Annotated in this window: 12 protein-coding genes; 10 read left to right on the plus strand and 2 right to left on the minus strand. The window is 54.6% G+C overall.

The window, feature by feature from the left end; all coding sequences use genetic code 11:
* Window positions 1-179: 179 nt before the first annotated feature.
* On the minus strand, window positions 180-1,520 hold the full coding sequence (locus B3Q33_RS16430) for a tyrosine-type recombinase/integrase (RefSeq protein ID WP_007150272.1): 1,341 nt from the start codon (window positions 1,518-1,520) through the stop codon (window positions 180-182).
* A gap of 336 nt (window positions 1,521-1,856) precedes the next feature.
* Entirely contained in the window at window positions 1,857-2,576 is a 720-nt protein-coding gene (locus B3Q33_RS16435) for a hypothetical protein (protein WP_272974776.1), read from the minus strand.
* A gap of 563 nt (window positions 2,577-3,139) precedes the next feature.
* Here B3Q33_RS16435 and B3Q33_RS16440 point away from each other — a divergent pair.
* The 10 genes from B3Q33_RS16440 to B3Q33_RS16485 all read left to right on the plus strand — a co-directional run bounded on the left by B3Q33_RS16440 (window position 3,140) and on the right by B3Q33_RS16485 (window position 18,824).
* Window positions 3,140-3,532: an HIT family protein gene (locus B3Q33_RS16440; RefSeq protein ID WP_272974775.1), complete on the plus strand. Its 393-nt coding sequence runs from the start codon at window positions 3,140-3,142 to the stop codon at window positions 3,530-3,532.
* On the plus strand, window positions 3,529-4,698 hold the full coding sequence (locus tag B3Q33_RS16445) for an HNH endonuclease (RefSeq protein WP_272974774.1): 1,170 nt from the start codon (window positions 3,529-3,531) through the stop codon (window positions 4,696-4,698). The genes B3Q33_RS16440 and B3Q33_RS16445 overlap by 4 nt, the downstream gene beginning before the upstream one ends.
* A gap of 57 nt (window positions 4,699-4,755) precedes the next feature.
* Complete coding sequence (locus tag B3Q33_RS16450; RefSeq protein WP_273009068.1) at window positions 4,756-6,585, plus strand: McrB family protein; 1,830 nt, start codon at window positions 4,756-4,758, stop codon at window positions 6,583-6,585.
* Between the two features lie 9 nt (window positions 6,586-6,594).
* Window positions 6,595-7,917 (plus strand): McrC family protein, encoded by a 1,323-nt coding sequence (locus tag B3Q33_RS16455; protein ID WP_272974772.1) that lies wholly within the window; start codon window positions 6,595-6,597, stop codon window positions 7,915-7,917.
* Between the two features lie 158 nt (window positions 7,918-8,075).
* Window positions 8,076-10,055, plus strand: coding sequence for a type I restriction-modification system subunit M (locus tag B3Q33_RS16460; RefSeq protein ID WP_273009070.1), 1,980 nt, complete (start codon window positions 8,076-8,078; stop codon window positions 10,053-10,055).
* Window positions 10,052-11,416 carry a restriction endonuclease subunit S gene (locus B3Q33_RS16465; protein WP_272974686.1) on the plus strand — a complete coding sequence of 455 codons (1,365 nt, stop codon included), beginning with the start codon at window positions 10,052-10,054 and terminating at the stop codon, window positions 11,414-11,416. The genes B3Q33_RS16460 and B3Q33_RS16465 overlap by 4 nt, the downstream gene beginning before the upstream one ends.
* A gap of 441 nt (window positions 11,417-11,857) precedes the next feature.
* Complete coding sequence (locus B3Q33_RS16470) at window positions 11,858-13,078, plus strand: Fic family protein (RefSeq protein WP_272974687.1); 1,221 nt, start codon at window positions 11,858-11,860, stop codon at window positions 13,076-13,078.
* A gap of 84 nt (window positions 13,079-13,162) precedes the next feature.
* A complete protein-coding gene (locus tag B3Q33_RS16475) occupies window positions 13,163-14,086 on the plus strand; it encodes a GIY-YIG nuclease family protein (RefSeq protein ID WP_272980074.1) in 924 nt (307 codons plus the stop codon).
* 9 nt (window positions 14,087-14,095) lie between these two features.
* Entirely contained in the window at window positions 14,096-15,622 is a 1,527-nt protein-coding gene (locus B3Q33_RS16480) for an Hsp70 family protein (RefSeq protein WP_272974689.1), read from the plus strand.
* Between the two features lie 16 nt (window positions 15,623-15,638).
* On the plus strand, window positions 15,639-18,824 hold the full coding sequence (locus B3Q33_RS16485; RefSeq protein WP_272974690.1) for a type I restriction endonuclease subunit R: 3,186 nt from the start codon (window positions 15,639-15,641) through the stop codon (window positions 18,822-18,824).
* Window positions 18,825-18,908 lie beyond the last annotated feature (84 nt).

Below are 18,908 nucleotides of genomic sequence, written 5' to 3' on the forward strand. Positions count from 1 at the left end.
GCACTTATTATCCGAAACCGCGGTCGATTGCTGGCTGTCAGAATTCAATAATAGGCGTGTTATTTAGGCGTGGGTCAAATATGTGAGTATATTCTTCATAGAAAGAGTAGGTAGCCTGAATGCTTAGTTGAGCTCTAGATGTCACTTGGAGCGAAAACTCCCATTTAACGCATCAGCTATCATCTTGGTTCTGTCAGATCCTGGAGCCGGGAGCCCAATTTCTCCCAAGCCTCGCTGCATTCCTTGGTATAGCTATGGCGTTGATAGGTCCTTTTAACCCTATTTTCTTCGGTGTGGTTCAGGCAGCGTTCTGCGACTTCAGGAAGTACGCCTAGAGCGGTCATCATGGTTGCGCCGGTTCTGCGAAGGTCGTGAGGTGTCCACTTGCCACCGGGTAAACAAAGAGCTTGCGCGTTGTTAGTGCGATTGCTCATGGTGCCACTATTTGACGGGCGCTGTCGGTCAGAAAGCTGCTTGGTTATGGTTTTTGAGCAGAGAGGGCCGGTTTCCGCTCTGTTCGGGTAGCACCATGGGGACAGGCCTGTCATTTCCTGCAGCTGTTGGAAGAAACTGACAGAAAAGGCTGACAGGTGTACTTGATGAGGCTTGCCGTTCTTGCTGTTTTCGGCAGGAATAAGCCAAGTTCTTTGCTCTAGGTCAATATACTCCCAGCGTGCCGCCAGAAGTTCACCAATGCGGCAACAGGTGGAAAGTGCTATCCAGACAGCCAATTCAGAGGTTTTCAGCAGGTTGGCAGAGGGTAGGGCGTTTGTCAGTTGTCGAATCTCGTCCTCGGATAGCACTCGGTCACGTTCAGTCTCCTTACCTCCGATTTTGGCTTTCCGAATACTGCTGCTGGGGTCGAATTCAATGATGTCTCGGTCCACGGCAAAGCGGAACATCTGTCGCATCAGGCTGAATACGACTTTCACCATGCGGGTGACACCCCGTGCCGCCATGGCATCTGTCACCTGAGTGATGTGCCCTTTACGGATGTCTGCGACAAAGACTTGGCCAATGAGGGGGAGAACGTCCTTCTCGAACATGCGCCGGACTTCTGTACCCTTGTCTTTCCGGTGTGACACGTCAATTTCCATCCATCGCTCAAAGAGCTGGGAAACGGTTTGCCGAGAAGCCAGTGCAGCGGCCTCGGCCTCTTTTTGTGCCGCTTCTTGCTCAAGGCGTGATAGCTCTGCTTGCCTAGCGGCCTCTCGAGCGGCCCGTTCTGAGTTAAGGTGCTCTCCAATGTTCTTGATGCCTGAGACGTAGAGCCGCGATAACTCGCTGGCTTGGGTGCGGGCTTGCTTGAGAGTGAGCCCGGTGGTGCCAGTGCGTGAGTAAACTCCAAGCGGGTGAAACTGGCGTTTACCTGTCTGGTCACTGTAACGGAAGTAGAAGAGATGCTTCCCGTTTGGCTGAAGTCTGACCATGAATCGACCATGCCCACGTGGGCCGTCTTCGGTTAGCCAGGCATCTTTGGGGTCTTTTGGAGTGAGGTGTCTATCTGTGATGATGCCCATGTATGCTCCGAAATCTCGTCACCGTTCCGTCACCGTTTCTCAATCGCTTTCGGTGGATTCTAGTGGACGTTGTTGGACAATGCAAAGATGTATTTTTAACTAACTTACTGATATTTAATGGTTTATAGATTCTGTTGGACGGCGACGGACAAGCTGTAACCTTTATGGGGTGCAAGGGGCCGGAGGTTCGAATCCTCCCGTCCGACCAATCGAGAGTCAAAAAAGCCCGGCTGAAAACAGCCGGGCTTTTTTGTGCCTGTCGTTGCGATGTTTGGCTAGTCAGGCTGCACGTAGCCAACGCACTCGCCTCAGATTGCTCTCCTCACTTCTCACACCCTACGGCAGGCTGTACTCCACCGTGCAGCCATGAAGTTTCAGGTTATTGCCCGCAACGGCCGCATTTACATCATCTGCATAAAGAGCAGTAACCATCACCGTGTAGGCATACTGGCTATTGTCGATGATCAGGTCTTCCGCCGTTGGTGTAGAGGGGATGCCCGTCAACGTTTGCAGCCCGCTGTTGGATGAGACTGTGCTGGTCGAATAAATGTTGGTGGTATTGGCTGTCGCCAGATCAAGCCGACGCAGTGAAATCGGGTAAAAATTACTGTCTTCCGTAGAGCCATAGAGTTCGTCGTCCACCAGACAGGCAAGCCCAGTAACCGTTGCTCCCTGTGGCAGATGAGCCGGAGCCGTCATGCTGCAGGTGGTCGATTTTGCCCAGAAAAGATCAAAATAGGCATAGTTAACAATCCGCAGCATCTGACACTTGGAGCTGCTGTTATTGCTGTCGGTCCACTCCGAAAACGCAAACGCCGACAACGACACCGCCCCATCCGGCGTCTTCGCCTCCAGGTCGGTAATCCGCTGATCATTATCGTCAACGGCCGACTTCACCGCATCGAAGTTGCCGTTCACTTCTTCTGCCAGCGCGGGCGTATTGGGCACAAAGGTGGTCAGCCCGCTTACCCCGGCGGCAGACAAAGGCGCGGCCAGGGTGAGTGACAACAAAGCCAAAGAGCCTGTCAGGGTTACTGCCATTGGTGAAATGCTCATTGCCATTCTCCCTCATTCCAGTTGCTGTTATTCCATTCGGCATCGGTGCTGCTATCAGGCGGTGTTGTTGTTGCCGGCGCGGCAGAATCCGAACCGGACGAGCCGCCACAGGCAGTAAGCAGAAGGAGGCTGGCAGCCATTACCAGCCCCAGGCATTTATGGTGATGCTGGATTGTCATGATTAACCCATCCCTGTGAATAACGTCATACCTTCACTCTATGATACCCCGCTGAAGCCCGCGTGGCGGGGCGTCACAGTTTTCTGGGCGGCAACGGCAGGGGAGTGGCAGGTGATTTACCCAAATCAGGAATAAGCAGAATTGCACTATCCAGGCTTTTTGCGGTGGTTATGTGTTTCCCGCCAGCCTGATGCCAGAATAAAAACACTTACTACTGAGTAGCGGTTAGCTAGTATTCAAGAGAGATTAGCCGCGCGTCTCGTCAGCCAGGTACGAAAAAGTGGTGAGAGAAGCCTGGCAGCTATTTAGCCTTGTGATAAGGTTCTCAAATAAGAATGAACAGCCTTCAGGCAGGGAATGCCAAGGCAGTAGAAGGGGATGGCAATGCTAGAGTGTCCATTTTGTACCGTGCCGGACGCAGTACCGGATGGCCCGAGCCTGCAAAATGCCCTGGCCTATGTGCGCGAAGACAAATTCCCCATCTCCCCCGGCCACCTGCTGGTCATCCCCAAACGCCACGCCAACGACTGGTTCTGCCTCACCGAGCAGGAACAGACCGCCGTCATGCAGCTAATCAACCAGGCAAAAACCTGGCTGGACCAGCGCTATTCTCCGGATGCCTACAACATCGGTATGAATTGCGGCGAAGTAGCCGGCCAAACCGTCCCGCACATGCACTGCCATATCATTCCCCGCTACCAGGGTGACAGCGAAGACCCCAAAGGGGGAGTGCGTTGGGTGAAGCCGGGACAGGCGGATTACTGGAGTGAACAATGACTCCCGCCCGGTATCTGGACCAGCTCAGCAGCCTGCGTATGGATCGCACCAAAGACCGGCCGCGCCCTCACAAGGTGTGCCTGTTGTTGGCGGTGCTGGATCTGATCCGTGCTGGGGCCTTGAAGGAGAACCGGATTCCCTTCAATGACTCTCTAAGGCAGGCATTCACAAAACGCTTTGAGCGGTTAAAGCAGGACAATGACCGGGACAACCCGGAGTTTCCGTACTTTTATCTACGCTCATCCGGTTTTTGGCACCACAAACCCGCCGCCGGAAAAGAGGAGGAGTATCAACGGAGGGTAAGAGACCATAAAGCCCCGGGCCCCCGTTCAACACCGCAGTTGATCGACTATGCCTGGCTGGACACACCGTTATTCAATCTGTTCCGGGATCCTGCCATGCAGCCGCAAATCGAAGCGGCCCTGTTTGCCAATCTTCAGAATCGACGCAAACACTTTTCCCACTGGGCCGATTCCATTGGCAAAAGCGAGCGCACCATCAAAAACTACGCCGGGGCATTGAACAACACCCTGCCGAAGTTGTTGCAGGGCGAAGGGATGCGGATCGAATCCTTCTTTGATGTGGGCTCGGTGGAGCAATACCAGCAGCTCAGCAAACACATCGAAAGCCAGCCCGCCTTTCAGGTAAAAGATGACACAGGCCACGGTATGTACAGTGCTGCCCTGCGCCTGTACGGCCAGTTTTTGAAAGACGCCACAGATTATGAATTAACCAACGATCTGGCAGATCTGGATAACGATATAACCCTCTCAGAAACCGAACGCAGCACGCTGCGCACCACTCGTCTCGGTCACGGCAAGTTCAGAGAGGGGCTGGTGGGCTATTGGCGCGGCTGCGCCGTCACCCAGTACCCGGATGTGCGCCTGCTGATTGCTTCCCACATCAAGCCTTGGCGTGAGGCGGATAACAGGGAGCGGCTGGATCCCTTCAATGGCCTGTTGCTGGTCCCGAACTTGGATAAGGTATTTGATCGACAGTTAATCAGCTTTGACAAGAGCGGTCGCATCTTGATTTCCAGTCACCTGGAAGACCCTGGGAAGCTAGGTATTAACAAGGACATGGTCGTCAACCTGGATGACAGTCACCAGGCTTACCTGAATCATCATAGAGAGCATTTTCGAGAAAAGCAGGCGGGGCGCGCCTAGTGCCCGTGGTGTTCATGGCGGCCCAGCGATAAAAGAATAATTTGAAAGGAGCGTGTAATGGCAAGGTATTGCCCAGGGTTTGAAACCGATTCCATGTTCGAAGTGGCGAAAGCCATAAAGGATCGCTGTTTCAGGGAAGATCTATCGATTTTTTCAGATGAAAAGGTGTGGACAAAAGACAACGCTCGCAGCCTTCTTGATCTCTATACGAACAATATCGACAAGGGGGAAGGTGGCTATCTGGAAAAAATGGAAAGCCAGATTGAAGGTACCTCGCCGGAACAGTGCCAGCTAATGGCAGAAATGAATTACCTTCTAGTGCTTCCCCAATCGAACATCAGTTCGGGTAAAAAGATAGAAATTGTGGAAACGATTCTGAAGTGGTGCGGGAAGAGCGTAGACCGGGATGCAGTCTGGTTTAGTGATGACGCATTACAGGGTGCGTTTAATCCCGGTCTCGCTTACAACACACAGCGATGGCGTGAATTGCTCTATTTGATGCGTATTGTCGCGGCATTCAAATCGCTAACCACAGAGAAGAGGGAAGCTATTCTCTCTGAGCCTTGGGGGTTTAGTAACTGGCTAATAGAGATTGATCAAGAGGGCTACAGACAGTTTCAGCATGTCATTAAATTTCTGTTCTTCCCGGAAAGCTTTGAACGGGTTGTGTCATTGGCGCACAAGCGAGATTTTGTCGCTCGTCATCTTGGAATTGCGGCACCTGAGTTTTCTGACATGACTGAGACGGAACTTGATATGTACCTTTTAAAGGCCAGAGAACAGTATGAAAAGGCGCATCCAGGTGTGCCTTTTGATTTTTACGAGCATGGTGATGCTGAACGGGCGGCGGTTGAAGAGCAGGATGCCGAATATGCGGTGGAAGCGCCTCCCGGGTTCCAATCTGAATACTCGCTGAATGTCATCCTTTATGGCCCCCCAGGAACAGGTAAAACCCATCATGCCCTACGTCGGGCGGTCAGGATTGCAGACGGAGAAGCCGCCAAAGAGCTGGACAAGCACCAACTGAAGAGTCGTTATGATGCGTTGGTAGAAGATGGACGCGTCGCCTTCGTCACGTTTCACCAGAGCTTCAGCTATGAAGACTTTGTAGAAGGCCTGAAAGCCAAAACCGTGGATAACACGATTCGTTATTTTATTGACAAGGGCATTTTTCAGAATATTGCGGAAAAGGCACAAGCTGACCCGAAGAATGGCTACGTACTGATCATCGACGAGATTAACCGGGGTAATGTCTCCAGCATCTTTGGCGAATTGATTACCCTGCTTGAACCCAGCAAGCGAGAAGATGCATCGGATGCGGTGAGTGTGATCTTGCCTTACTCGAAAAAGCCCTTTTCGGTACCTTCCAATCTATATCTGATTGGCACCATGAACACGGCAGACCGTTCGCTGGTGCACCTGGACACAGCGCTACGCCGTCGGTTCACCTTTGAAGAAGTCCTTCCAAAGCCCTCTGTGCTTGAAGCACTACCTAAGATTGAAGGGATTGATATCGCCAAATTGCTGAACACCATCAATCAGCGGATTGCGGTCGTCTATGATCGTGACCACACCATTGGTCACTCCTACTTCATGCCGCTGGGTGATATGAAGGAGCCAAAGATATCGGACCTGGCAGCTATTTTTCAAAACCAGATCCTGCCGCTGCTGGAAGAATATTTCTTCGAAGACTGGCAGCGTATTCGCCAAGTGCTGGCGGATGACAGGAAGCCACAAGGCGTGTTGCCGATTTACTCCCAGGCCATGAGTGATCAGGACTTCTACCGGTTAATGGGTGATGACTGGCAGGGCGCACGCAGTATCGTCTGGGAGCGCAATCATCAAGCGTTAGCGTCCCCTGAGACTTATAAGTCCATCTACGAGTAGGCCGGATCAATGGCGATCACGATTCGTGAATTCGGCGTGCTGACAGCCACCGGGGCGTCCTGTGGGTTGGATGCCCAGTGCCTTGCAGATGCGGACTTTGCGTTGCTGAAGCAGGAGGCGTTGGCAGGGCAGCCCTACCTGAGCCTGATATCACGGGCGGGCAATGAATGCGTACGGGTAGGGAGCCATGTGGGCGTGATCACCCTGTCAACCGGTACGCAGATTGAAGTGCTCCCGAAAATGACCGAGGGAGAGCAAGGCGCAGACCGTGCCCGTGGGCTTTTGCTCAAGATGCTCACCACCGTAATGGACATCCCGTTCAGGGAATCCGGCATGGCGTCCCTGAATACCGCTCGGCGCCCCTGGTTGCAGTCACTGATCGATTTTGTGCTTGGCGAATTCGCCACCTTCCTGCGCGGGGGGCTTCGCAGTCACTATCAGCAGACGCGTGCCAGCCTGACCAGCGTGAAAGGCAAACTGGATGTGGCGGCGCAAATCCAGCAACGCCCGGGCAACGAAACCCGCTTTCAGGTCTGCTATGACGAATACACCCCGGACCGACCGGAAAATCGCCTGCTGAAAAGCGCATTGCTAAAGTTGTTGCGCTGGTCAGAAACCCTGGATAACAACCGCAAGGCCCGTGAGCTGCTCTATTATCTGGATGCGGTTCCCGCCTCCGGTAATACCAAGCGCGATTTGCAGGCCTGGAAAGAAGGCCGGGAAATGCAGCGTTACCGGGTGATCAAACCCTGGGTGGCGTTAATTCTGGAAAACCGTCTGCCCTTTGTCTCACAGGGCGAGCACCAGGGACTGTCGCTGCTCTTCCCCATGGAGCGGCTTTATGAGGCCTATCTGGGTAAAGTGCTGAAGGGTGGCTTGCCGGCGGGCCTGCAACTGCGGGAGCAAATCAGCCGCCATTACCTGGCCGGTCAGGGCGGCCAGGGTTGGTTCCGGCTCTGCCCGGATCTGGCTATTCTTCGCGGCAATACCCCGGTCTGTATTCTCGATGCCAAATGGAAGCTGCTGGATAGCAGCCTGGATAATGGCCGCGACAAATACGGCTTGAGCCAGGCAGACTTCTACCAGCTGTTTGCCTATGGGCACCGCTACCTGCCTCCGGGAGGGCATCTGTTCCTGATCTACCCGAAAACCGAGCGCTTTAATGAGCCCTTGCCGGTGTTTGATTTGCAGGGCTACTGGTTGCATGTGGTGCCGTTTTGCCTGGAACAGGAGACGCTCGTGTTACCTGATGGAGCAGCAATCGAGGATTTCGTTATCGAGCCCGCTTTCACCGTCAAGGAATGGGCGGAAGGCGGGAGCATGGCGCCATGAAACTATCCACTGATGCCTAAAGAGGGAACATCCGGCGAGGCGGGCTGTAGCAGCCTTGTTTCATGGTCCCCCACCCGGTATTTTCCCGGGACAAGATGCCGCGGTTGCGTATCACCCATGCCGGGTCAATGCGGAGCAAGAACACCCAAGGAGTCGCTTTGAATACCGAAAACCATTCCCAGACAGCCGCCTTTATCTGGTCGGTTGCCGACCTGCTGCGTGGCGATTTCAAGCAATCCCAGTATGGCCGGGTGATCCTGCCCTTTACCCTGCTACGCCGCCTGGAATGCGTGCTGGCGCCCACCAAGGGCAAGGTGCTGGATGCTGCCAAGGCGAATCAGGACAAGACCGACGCCGTGCGCGAAAAGCTGCTGCTGCGCGCCGCCGAGCAGCAGTTCTTCAATGCCTCTCCGCTCACCCTGGGCCAGCTCTCCGATACCCAGACCAGCGATGATTTGATGAGCTATGTGCAGGCCTTCAGCGCCGATGCGCGGGAAATCTTCGAGCACTTCCGCTTCGAGGAATTTGTGCAGGCCCTGCACAGCGCCGACTTGCTCTATCAGGTGGTCCAGCGCTTCGCCAGCATCGACCTGAGCCCCGACACCATCAGCAACTTCGGCATGGGCATCATCTTCGAAGAGCTGATCCGCAAATTCGCGGAAAGCTCCAACGAAACCGCCGGGGAGCACTTTACCCCCCGCGATATCGTTCACCTCACCACCTCCCTGGTGCTCACCGGGCAGGATGACAAGCTCAAGCCTCACAGTATTGTCACCATCTATGATCCGACAGCGGGCACCGGTGGCTTCCTCTCGGAAGGGGAGGAATACATCCAGCAAATTAGCCAGCAGGTGTCCGTGCGATTGTTTGGCCAGGAACTGAATCCCGAGTCCTACGCCATCTGCAAGGCGGACATGCTGATCAAGGGTCAGGAAGTGGACAGCATCAAGCTGGGCAACACCCTCTCCGACGACCAGCTCGCCAGCACTCGCTTCGATTACATGCTCTCCAATCCCCCGTTCGGGGTGGAGTGGAAGAAGGTCCAGAAGCAGGTCACCGACGAGCATAAGACCAAAGGCTTCGAAGGGCGCTTCGGCCCCGGCCTGCCACGGGTATCCGACGGTTCCCTGCTGTTCCTCATGCACCTGGTCAGCAAGATGCGCGACCCCCGCGAAGGTGGCTCCCGCATTGGCATCATCCTCAATGGCTCGCCCCTGTTCACCGGCGGCGCCGGTTCCGGGGAATCGGAAATCCGCCGCTACCTGCTGGAACATGACATGGTGGAGGCCATCGTCGCCCTGCCCACCGACATGTTCTACAACACCGGCATTGCCACCTATGTGTGGGTGCTCTCCAATAACAAGCCCGTCGAGCGTCAGGGCAAGGTGCAGTTGATCAATGCGGTGGACCGCTACAGCAAGATGCGCAAATCCCTGGGTTCCAAGCGTCAGTACATTGATGATGCCAATATCGACGCCATCGTCCGCCTCTACGGTGCCTTCGAGGAGAACGAGGAAAGCAAGATCTTCCCCACCACCGCCTTTGGTTACCGCCGCATCACCGTGGAGCGCCCCCTGCAGCTCAACTTCCAGGCCAGCCCGGAACGTCTTGCCAAACTGGCCGACGAAAAGCCCCTGCAGAAGCTGGACGACGATCAGCAACAGGCCCTGCACGATGCCATCGCCACCCTGGATGCCGACACCCTCTACCGCAACCGGGATGCCTTCAGCAAAGCCCTCAAGGCCGCCCTCAAACCGCTGGATTTCAAGCTGGGCGCCCCACAGCTCAAGGCCGTGCTCAATGCCCTGTCCGAGCGGGATGAAGAGGCCGACGTCTGCACCGACAAGAAAGGCAACCCGGAAGCGGACAGCAGCCTGCGTGACAACGAGAACGTGCCGTTAAACGAAACCGTGGAAGACTACTTCCAGCGCGAAGTGATTCCCCATGTACCTGATGCCTGGATCGACCAGAGCAAGTGTGACGAGCAGGACGGCGAAGTCGGTATCGTCGGCTACGAGATTCCCTTTAATCGACACTTCTATGTATTCCAGCCGCCGCGCCCGTTGGAAGAGATTGATGCAGATCTGCAAGCCTGTACCGACAAGATCAAGGCCATGATTGAGGGGCTGTCGGCATGAGTTTTCCTAGGTACGACAGCTATGTGGATTCAGGTCTCGAATGGCTTGGGTTAGTACCTTCTCACTGGAAAGTGAAACGACTTGGACATTTCTTTGAGGAGCGAAGGGAAAAAGTTAGCGATAAAGACTTCGCCCCTTTATCGGTGACAATGAAAGGAATCGTTCCTCGACTGGAGACGGCTGCCAAAACTCAAGACGGGGACAACCGGAAAAAAGTTCTGGAAGGTGATTTTGTAATCAACAGTCGCTCGGACCGTAAAGGCTCATCTGGAGTGGCTCCGCGGGACGGATCGGTGTCGTTGATTTGTATCGTGGCTCGACCGAAAGGGATAGAGCCGTACTTTGCACATCACTTACTGCGAAGCGTTCCATTTCAAGAGGAGTTTTATCGGTACGGGAAAGGAATTGTTGCAGACCTATGGAGCACGGGATATTCAGAGATGAAGAATATCGTCATTCCTGTTCCACCTTCTCCAGAACAGCAAAAAATCGCCGCCTTCCTCGACCACGAAACCGCCAAAATCGACGCCCTGATTGCCGAGCAGCAGCGCCTGATCGAACTGCTCAAGGAAAAGCGCCAGGCCGTCATCTCCCACGCCGTCACCAAAGGCCTCAACCCCAACGCCCCCATGAAAGACTCTGGGGTGGAATGGCTTGGCGAGGTGCCGGCGCATTGGATGTTGTGGAAACTTTCGCATGCTCTTAAGAAATCGCCAAGAAATGGGCTGTCTCCTCCTCTGGCAGAAGATGAAGGTGGAGTGCCAACATTCTCTATCGCAGCGATCAGGGATGGTAAAGTATCGATTAAGGGAAACTTAAAGTTTGCGCAAGTTTCTAGTGCTGAGGCTCATTCCTTTTTTCTTAATAATGAAGATATTCTAATTGTTAGGGGAAACGGCAATATCAAGATGGTTGGTAGAGCTGGAATAGTTGAAGAACTTCCTCGAGGTAAAGTGATTTATCCGGATATTTTGATTCGTATAGTGCCTAATAAAAAATTATATGATCCTAGTTTTCTAGTGATGCTAATTAATAGCGAAGTAGCAAGGCGGCAAATAGAGGATATGGCGAGAACGGCTAATGGAACGTACAAAATTTCTAACGAAGATGTCAGATTTTTGAAATTGCCGATTCCTCCCTTGTCGGAGCAGAAAGAAATTTCTGCTTTTGTAGGAAGCAGTATCATGCAGCTAACCAAGTTACTTGGTGAGGCAAGTAGGCATATTGGATTGCTAAAGGAGCGGCGTGCCGCAACTATTTCCGCCGCCGTCACCGGAAAGATCGACGTAAGAGGTTGGCAGCCCAGCGAATCCACTAGCCCGGAACCCATATTGAAAGCCGCAGAAGAAGCCGCCAGCTAGGGTTGATCGATATTTTTGTAGGAGCGGCGCTTGAGCCGCGAATGTCGACGGACCAGGATATGGTTCGCGGCTCGCGGCAGCTCCTACATAAGAAAAACAGAAACAAGAAAAGGACATCCTATGACCCAGGGCCGCAGCATTGGCCTGTTTCTGGTAGACGGCACGCCCAGCGGCCTGCTTACTGCCGAAATCATGCACTGGACCGGCCATGTGCTTACCGGGCCCTGTTCCAGGCGCTTTGCTAGCGGCCACGCGGTTATCTGCCGGTATTGCTGTCTCTGCCGGTATGTGTCGCTGCTCCGTTTTGTCCTGCCTAAGGCTGGCCGGCCGGGATCCGGTCATGGAACCGGACATTGAACCGGCCATGGGGTGGCCTTTTGTGCCCTTATGGAATCTATAACTTTCTGGTATAAAAGGGAAAAGCTCCATTGGGAAGCGGACATGAAACCGGACATTGATGTGCAAGAAGCCGCGGCGGAGGATCGCGGGGAGAGCGTCTCCCTGATGGAGCCCATGCGGTTTGCTGAGGGTTCAGCGCGCCGTGCGCCGCTGTCCGAGCTGGCTTTTCAGCTTGGTACCCGCTCTACCGGGTTCAAGAACAGCCTGCCGCCGGAGGTGGTCGCTGCGCTGTCGGAACTGGTGCGGACCATGAACTGCTATTACTCCAACCTGATTGAGGGCCACAACACCCACCCGGTGGATATCGAGCGTGCCTTACAGGGCGATTATAGCGACGACAAGCAAGCCCGGGATTTGCAGCAGGAGGCCCGGGCTCATGTGGCGGTGCAGCAATGGATTGATGAGGGCGGGCTTGATGGGCGGGTGATCTCCGCCGAGGGGATCTGTGAGATCCATCGCCGGTTCTATGAGCAACTGCCTGATGAGCTGTGCTGGGTAGACGATCCGGAATCCGGGGAGCGTCACCGGGTGGAGCCGGGGAGGCTGCGTACTCGTGATGTGCAGGTGGGCAGGCATGTGGCGATCAGCCCCGGCGCAGTGCCGCGTTTCCTTGGCCGATTTGAAGAGGCCTATGGCAACCTGGGGAACCAGGAGAGTATTGTCTCGGCGGCGGCCGCGCACCATCGCCTGCTCTGGATTCACCCCTTTATGGATGGCAATGGGCGGGTGGTGCGTCTCATGTCCTACGCCATGCTTCGACAGGCCATGGAGACTGGCGGGCTCTGGTCGGTGGCGCGTGGGCTGGCCAGGCAAAATGACCGCTATAAAACACATCTAATGGCCTGTGATCAGCCTCGCCAGGGGGTAACGGATGGGCGTGGTGCCCGCAGTGAAAGGGCAATGGCTGAGTTTTCCGCGTTCTTTCTGGAATCCTGTATTGATCAGGTCCGTTTTATGGAGGAGCTGGTGCAGTCGGGCCGGCTTCGCGAGCGGATTCGGCTTTGGGTGGAAGAAGAGATTCGCCTGGAGGCCTTGCCTCAGCATGCCGGCAATGTGCTTGACGCCATTCTCTATCGCGGCGAGTTGCCACGTGGGGAGGTGGCCGGGACGGTGGGTAAAGGGGATCGCCAGGCGCGCCGTATTGTCTCTGCGTTACAGGATGCCGGCGTGGTGACCTCTGCCAGTACCCGGGCACCGCTGAAAATCGCCTTCCCGGCACGGCTGGCCGAGCGCTGGATGCCGGGTTTGTTTCCGGGGAAATGACGACAATAAAAAACGGGGCTTGCCCGTGGGGCAAACCGGGCTCAGGAAAAAAATAAACCGATTCACCAAGGAAAAGGATATTCCATGACTCAAGGCCGCAGCATTCGCCTGTTTCTGGTAGACGGCACGCCCAATGGCCTGCTCACTGCCGAGATCATGAACTGGACCGGCCATGTGCTCACCGGCCCGCGCTCCAAACTCAGCGAACTGGTGCAGCGCCCGGAAGTGGGGCGTACCGGTATCTACTTTCTGGTGGGGCCGGACCCGGACAACAGTTTTCGCTCACTGGTGTATATCGGCGAATCCGACGATGTGGGCAAGCGCCTCAAGCAGCACAATCGCCCGGAAGAACAAGGTGGCAAAGACTTCTGGGAAAAGGTCTGTTTGGTCACCAGCAAAGACCAGAATCTGACCAAGGCCCATGTGAAACACCTGGAAAGCCTGTTAATCCAGAACGCCCGTGATGTGGCCCGCTGTACCCTGGTTAACGGTACCGCCCACGACTACATCAATTTGCCGGAAGCGGACCTGGCCGACATGGCCTTCTTTCTGGAACAGATCCGTACCGTGTTGCCGGTACTGGGATTCGACTTTCTCCGCGACAGCACCCGCCCCACCAGTCAGCCAAAGGTGCAACCGGCAACGCCGCAGGAATCCCCCTACTTTGTACTGGAAGTGCCGAAATACCAGATCAAGGCCCGCGCCCAGGAAGTGGATGGTGAATTCTTTGTGCTGCAGGGCTCCCTGGCCCGGGAAGAGTGGGTTGGCACCGACCGTGGCTACAAGACCCTGTTCAACCAGCTGCTGGAAGATCGCATCCTCACCCCTACCGAGAGCGGCCTAACCACCTTCACCACCGACCAGGCCTTCTCCAGCCCCAGCGCCGCCGCCGCGGTTATCTCCGGCCGCAGCGCCAATGGCCGTACCCAGTGGACAGTGGAAGGATCCGGCAAGACCTATGGGAATTGGCAGGATGAGCAGGTGTCTGCCAGTACAGAACAGGATTAAGGACGGACAATGAAGATCGGTTTTGACTTTGGCACCAGCTTTTCTGCATTGGCTGTTTATCGGGAAGGTGAAATCCATCGGATCATGTTCGATGGCGAGCCGCAATTCCGGACGGCCATTTATTTTCCTGCTTATGTTCCAAATGCAGATCAGTTTGATGCTACAGAGCATGGTGCAGAGATCGCTTCCATCCGGTCGGCACTGGTTCGCTCCGAGGTGGAAGCGAAGAAGAGCTATAAAGAGAGAGTGAGCTCTGAACGTGCCAAAGTTACCAGTCAGGCTCGGAATGACCCGGCGGGTTACACAGAAGGAAGGGTGCTTTCTCCTAAATATGAACGGCTGCTCGTAGAAGCAGTGAATCGCATTCCTGCTCCAGTTGAAACTTCACCAGAAGAAAAGGATCAGCAGGCACTTGAGACAGCCCGTAGGCAATGGCTTGAGGCGGAAGCGGCCAGAGACCGGGTGCTTGGTAATCTTGATCAGAGTCAGCTGGACGATGTCATGTTCGGCAATGCAGCGGTTGATGCCTACCTGAATAATGATCGTAAAGGGTTATTACTCTACAACCCGAAGGCTTTCCTGGCTCATGACTTGTCATCTCGTCTGACTGCGCCTCTGGAAAGGGCACTGGGAAGCTTGTTCAGGAAGGTTGCAGAAGCCGTAGAGCTACAGTTTCCTGGGGAAAAAGTGAAGGGTGTTATCATAGGCCGTCCCGTCAACTTCGGGAAAAAGCAGAGCGATGTAGAGAATAACCGGGCGATTTCCATTATTACCCATGCTGCCGTGTTGGCGGGCATGCCCAATGTTTCCTTCATGTATGAGCCGAGCGCCGCGTCCTATCAATTCCATGTTTCTCAACACTCTCCGAGAAAGGCTCTGGTGGTTGACTTGGGCGGTGGTACGGCAGATGTGTCCCTGGTTACTCTTGGAGGCGCTGAGCCTGCTCCCATTCCGCATCGTCAGCAGGGATACCTATTAGGGGGGAGTGACGTAGACCGTGAGCTTAACAAGGCGGGGTTTATGCCGTTCTTTGGCAAAGGGGAAGTGGTGACAGGTATGCCGGCCCTGAATTCCTACTTCGCCTATGCCGCGAATGTGCAGCACATTGAGTACCAGAAAAAATTTATTGAGGCGGATTTTCGATTGATGCCGGAGCCATTCAAAAATCGGCTACATCATCTAAAAAAATCAGGAAATACTATTCGCTTAAACCGATTGGCCGAAGAGAGCAAAATTGAGCTGGGCCAGTCAGACCGCAGCCGTAAAGTGGTCGACTTTATCGGTGAAGAGCATGAAATCGATCTTGATGGCGCAATCTACTCAGATGCAATGGCCTTGTATCTGGTGAAGCTTGAGGGGCTGTTAAATGAGTTCTCTGATGAGGACTTCGAGATGGTGTCTCTTACGGGCGGTATGAGCCGTGCAAAAGGCGTCAAGGCACTGGTCGAAAGAGTTTTTCCAGACAAGGATGTGCAGAGTTCCGATTCTACCCTGGATGTGGTTTCAGGGTTGGCGATCTACGCGGCTCAGCAATAATTTAGGGGAAGTCATAATGGCCGATAGCCGAGAAGCGCGTTTTCAGCAGGATATCATCGACCAAATGGTGTCAGAGGGGTGGCTAACTGGCCCGGCCAGTGGCTACGACCGGGCCGCTGCCCTCTATCCGGAAGATCTGCTGGCGTATTTCAAGGACGCCTGGCCAGAGCGCTGGGAGAAGTTCTGCAAGAACAATCCTCAGAAGTCGGAAGAGGCGTTTCTCAAGGCGGTGGTGCGGGAACTGGACAGGCATGGCAGCCTGGAAGTGCTGCGTCATGGGTTCAAGGTGCCAGGGGTCAAGATCGACCTCTGCAGCTTCAAACCTGACCATGGTATGAACCCGGAATCGCTGGCCCGCTACCAGGCGAATCGACTCCGGGTGGTGCCTGAGGTGTCCTATTCTCCGCATTTCCGTGAGGGCGACTATAATCCTCGCCTGGATCTGGTGCTTTTTGTTAACGGTATCCCGACTGCCACCCTGGAGCTGAAAAGCGAGTTCAAGCAGTCGATTGAGAATGCCAAGCGTCAATACCGCTATGATCGCCCGGTAAAAGACCCTGTTACCCGCAAGCCTGAACCGTTGCTGACCTTCAAGCGCGGTGCGCTGGTACATTTTGCGGTGAGCCAGGATGAGGTGGCGATGACCACCCAACTGAAGGGTAAAGACACCTTCTTCTTGCCGTTCAATCAGGGCTCAGAGGAAGGCGGTGCAGGTAACCCTCATCCTGAGGATGACAGCCAATATGGCACGGCTTACCTGTGGCAGCGGGTATTCCAGACGGATGCCTGGCTCAAGATCCTGGGTCGCTTCCTACATCTTCAAAAAGAAGAGAAGGAGGACTTCGGGGGCAGGAAATACACCAAGGAAACCCTGATTTTTCCCCGTTATCACCAATGGGATGTGGTCAATCAGCTGCTGGACTCCACCCGTAAAGAAGGCGCGGGCAACAAATACCTGATTCAGCACAGTGCCGGATCCGGCAAGTCCAATTCCATTGCGTGGACGGCTCACCAGTTGGCGTCCCTTTACGATGCTGAGGGCAATCGCCTGTTCAACTCGGTGGTGGTGGTGACTGACCGCACCGTGCTGGATAGCCAGCTTCAGAACACCATCTACCAGTTTGAACATGCCAGCGGGGTGGTGCGCCCCATCACTCGTGATATCGGCAGCCAGAGCAAGTCTGAGCAGCTGTCAGAGGCGCTGGCAGAGCAGACTCGGATCATCATCGTGACGATCCAGACCTTCCCGGCCCTGTTTGATGCCATCGATAAGCGCCCGGAGTTGGCCAAGGGCCGCTATGCGGTGATTGCCGATGAGGCACATTCCTCCCAGACGGGTTCCTCCGCCACCAAACTGAAGGCCATCCTCGGTGGAGACTTGCCAGAGGGAGAGGAAATCAGTGCTGAGGAGCTGATGGATGCCGCTGTGGCTTCACGGAAGCCCAGCGAGAGCATCAGTTATTACGCCTTTACCGCCACCCCAAAGGCGAAAACCCTGGAGCTGTTCGGACGCCCGGCTGATCCGGCCATGCCGGTCAGCAGCGATAACAAGCCCGAGCCCTTCCATGTGTATTCCATGCGTCAGGCCATTGAAGAGGGCTTTATTCTCGATGTGCTGCGCTGCTATACCACCTACAGCACAGCCTGGCGTTTGTCTCACCCCAAGGGGGATGATACCGAGGTAGAGTCCAAGAAAGCCTCGGCGGCTCTGGCGCGTTGGGTGCGTCTGCACCCACACAATATCAGTCAGCGTGTAGAAATTATCGTCGAGCATTTCCGTGAGCATGTGCGCCATCTTCTGGATGGCCAGGCCAAGGCCATGGTAGTGACTGGCAGCCGTCAGGAAGCGGTGCGCTATACCCTGGCCATGCGGGCCTATGTGCAGGAGAAGGGCTACCAGAACGTTTTTCCGCTGGTGGCGTTCTCTGGCAGTGTGCCGCCGGATGGGGTTATCCCTGAGGAAGTAACGGAAACCAGCGTGCTACTGAATCCGGGGCTGAACGGCCGGGATCTGGCCAGGGCTTTCGATACCGACGACTTCAACGTGATGATCGCCGCCAACAAGTATCAGACTGGCTTCGATCAACCCAAGCTGTGTGCCATGTACGTGGACAAGAAGCTGCAGGGGGTGGATTGCGTACAGACGCTGTCGCGCCTGAATCGGCTGTATCCGGGGAAACAGACCTTCGTGCTGGACTTCTACAATGACAGCAAGGACATCCTTGACGCCTTTGCGCCTTACTACAACAAAGCCGAGTTGGAGGATGTGTCGGATGCCAATGTGGTCTATGACCTGCAGAAAACTTTGGATGAAGAGCAGATCTATCATTGGGAGGAAGTCATCCAGTTTGCCCAGGCCTTCTTTGATCCTCGCGCGGCTTCGACCAAGCTGAACTATTACTGCAAGCCAGCGAAAGATCGTTTTGCCACGCGTTACAAGGCTGTGGGGGAAGATATTCGCGTATGGAAAGAGTCTTTAAAAACGGCTGAGCGAAATGGTGACAAACAGGGGATGCAAAAGGCGGAGCAGGAGCTTAAGGAGGCGGGGGAGCAGAAAGATACCCTTGATCTGTTCCGCAAAAACTTACAGTCCTTCGTGCGAGCTTATGAATTTCTCTCCCAGATTGTTCACTATGACGATACCGAACTGGAACAGCTCTGCGTCTTCGCAAAGCACCTCTATCCGCTACTTCGGGTCGACAGGCTGGAAGATGACAAGGTAGATGTCTCAGAGCTGGAGCTCACTCACTACCGCATGACCAAACGCACCGAAAAGGATCTGCGCTTGGGCGAAGCCGAAGGTGACTACAACCTTCAGCCCGGTAATGCCGTAGGCACCGGCAAGCCCCATGATCCTGAGAAGAAAACGCTGGCTGAAATTATAGACAGGCTAAACGATCTCTTCGGTGCGGAGGTGGGAGATGACGACAAGCTGCATTTCGCTAATGGTATTGCCGACCGTATTGAGCGTGACGAAGAGGTCATGCAGCAAGTCCGTAACCATAGTTCCGAGCAGGTGATGCACGGACTATTCCCTAAGAGGGTTTCAGATGCAGTTCTGGACGCATTGGGAGATTATGAGAAGCTGTCAGTACCGATTCTGGATAGTAAAAATATGACAGATCAGTTTGCTTTGCTGGTTTTGAAGATTCTTGCTTCCAGGTCTGTTACTGCTTCAGGCACTGGAGACAGTTATAGTTGATAATGTTTGCTGGTAGTTAATGATAGGTATAAAAAATCATTGAACTAGCTGCGGGGTGATGGCGGTTTCTCACCCCATCGAATA

This window comes from Alcanivorax sp. UBA3183 (assembly GCF_002364155.1).
Taxonomy (GTDB): domain Bacteria; phylum Pseudomonadota; class Gammaproteobacteria; order Pseudomonadales; family Alcanivoracaceae; genus Alcanivorax; species Alcanivorax jadensis.

Coding starts and splice junctions, on each gene's coding strand:
- B3Q33_RS16475 (WP_272980074.1), top strand. CDS start 13,163: ATGACTCAAGGCCGCAGCATTCGCCTGTTTCTGGTAGACGGCACGCCC.
- B3Q33_RS16430 (WP_007150272.1), bottom strand. CDS start 1,520: ATGGGCATCATCACAGATAGACACCTCACTCCAAAAGACCCCAAAGAT.
- B3Q33_RS16480 (WP_272974689.1), top strand. CDS start 14,096: ATGAAGATCGGTTTTGACTTTGGCACCAGCTTTTCTGCATTGGCTGTT.
- B3Q33_RS16445 (WP_272974774.1), top strand. CDS start 3,529: ATGACTCCCGCCCGGTATCTGGACCAGCTCAGCAGCCTGCGTATGGAT.
- B3Q33_RS16435 (WP_272974776.1), bottom strand. CDS start 2,576: ATGAGCATTTCACCAATGGCAGTAACCCTGACAGGCTCTTTGGCTTTG.
- B3Q33_RS16470 (WP_272974687.1), top strand. CDS start 11,858: ATGAAACCGGACATTGATGTGCAAGAAGCCGCGGCGGAGGATCGCGGG.
- B3Q33_RS16455 (WP_272974772.1), top strand. CDS start 6,595: ATGGCGATCACGATTCGTGAATTCGGCGTGCTGACAGCCACCGGGGCG.
- B3Q33_RS16440 (WP_272974775.1), top strand. CDS start 3,140: ATGCTAGAGTGTCCATTTTGTACCGTGCCGGACGCAGTACCGGATGGC.
- B3Q33_RS16465 (WP_272974686.1), top strand. CDS start 10,052: ATGAGTTTTCCTAGGTACGACAGCTATGTGGATTCAGGTCTCGAATGG.
- B3Q33_RS16450 (WP_273009068.1), top strand. CDS start 4,756: ATGGCAAGGTATTGCCCAGGGTTTGAAACCGATTCCATGTTCGAAGTG.
- B3Q33_RS16485 (WP_272974690.1), top strand. CDS start 15,639: ATGGCCGATAGCCGAGAAGCGCGTTTTCAGCAGGATATCATCGACCAA.